1 protein-coding gene is annotated in these 1,338 nt (G+C 60.9%); it reads left to right on the top strand.

Annotation, left to right across the window (positions count from 1 at the left end; genetic code table 11):
- Positions 1 to 33: 33 nt before the first annotated feature.
- A protein-coding gene (locus tag R4P47_RS25000) for an IS3 family transposase (protein ID WP_317786072.1) occupies positions 34 to 1,334 on the top strand; the annotation gives its coding sequence in 2 pieces (ribosomal slippage) (positions 34 to 307 and positions 307 to 1,334; 1,302 coding nt in all).
- The last annotated feature ends 4 nt before the right edge of the window (positions 1,335 to 1,338 follow it).

The raw sequence follows: 1,338 nt of genomic DNA, 5'->3' as shown, positions 1-1,338 counted from the left end.
GCCGCTTCCTTCTGAGTCAGGAAGGATGAGCACATGCCCAAGAAAATCGATCCGGAGGTCCGTGCGAGGGCCCTGCGATTGCTCGCGGACCACGGTGCGGAATACGCGTCGTTGACAGCGGCCGCCGAGGCGATAGCCAAGCAGGTCGGGGTCGGCCACGAGACCGTACGACGCTGGGCAGTTCAGGCCCAAGTCGATGCTGGAGCTCGAACCGGGACTACCTCGAAGGAATCCGCCGAGATCAAAAAACTGAAAGCCGAGAACAAGCAGCTCCGCGAGGATGTTGCGATTCTGAAAGCCGCAACGACTTTCTTCGCGGGGGAACTCGACCCCCGCAACCGATGATCATGAACTTCATAGATACGTTGCGCGCCAACGGTTATGCGGTCGAGTCGATCTGCCGTGTCCTGCGTGATCAGGGCTGCAAGATCGCCGCGAGAACCTACCGGGCATGGCGTTCACGCAAGCCCGCGGCGCGCACTGTCTCCGACGCCCACGTCGTCGATGCGGTGCGCGGGGCGGTGTGGCACACCGACGAGGCCGGCCGCCGGAAAATGACACCGGAAGGGTTGTACGGCAGGGTGAAGATGCACGCACATCTCGACCGGACCGTACTTCCCGGGGTGTCCTATGGCGCGGTCGACCGAGCGATGAAGGTACTGTGCCACAACGGTATTCGCCGATCCAAAGGGATCCGGACGACCATCGCATCGGCCGACGGTGTTCGGGCCACCGATCTGCTCAATCGGCAATTCAGCGCTGCTGAACCGAACCGAGTGTGGGTCACCGACTTCACATATTGCCGAACATGGGCCGGGTGGGTGTACGTGGTGTTCATCATCGACGTGTTCTCCCGCAGGATCGTCGCCTGGCATGCATCGACGTCGAAGACTGTGGACCTGGTGACGATCCCGCTTCGGATGGCCCTGTGGCAACGCAAGAGGGAGGGTCATGCAGTGAAAGCTGCTGAGCTGATACATCATTCGGACGCTGGCAGTCAGTACACATCGGTCATGCTGACCGAAAGGCTCAAGCTCGAGGAGATCGCGGCATCGATCGGGTCGGTCGGGGACGCCTACGACAATGCCCTCGCCGAATCAGCGAACGGGTTGTACAAGACCGAGTGCATCCGCACGACGATCTTCCATTCCGGGCCGTACAAAACGCTCTCCGATGTCGAGTACGCGACCGCTGGTTGGGTCGAGTGGTACAACAACAGACGGTTACATTCGAGCATCGGGCAGATGCCCCCGATCGAGTACGAAACGCTCCACTACTCTGGCCTCGGCACCGAGGATCAGCCCCAACTGGAGGCGGCACAAAACCTAGGGTGATTCA

The sequence above is a fragment of the Rhodococcus sp. IEGM 1370 genome, from assembly GCF_033142325.1.
In the GTDB taxonomy this organism is placed as follows: domain Bacteria; phylum Actinomycetota; class Actinomycetes; order Mycobacteriales; family Mycobacteriaceae; genus Rhodococcoides.
The sequence above is the reverse complement of the archived record's forward strand: the minus strand, read 5'-3'. Positions and strand labels throughout refer to the sequence as shown.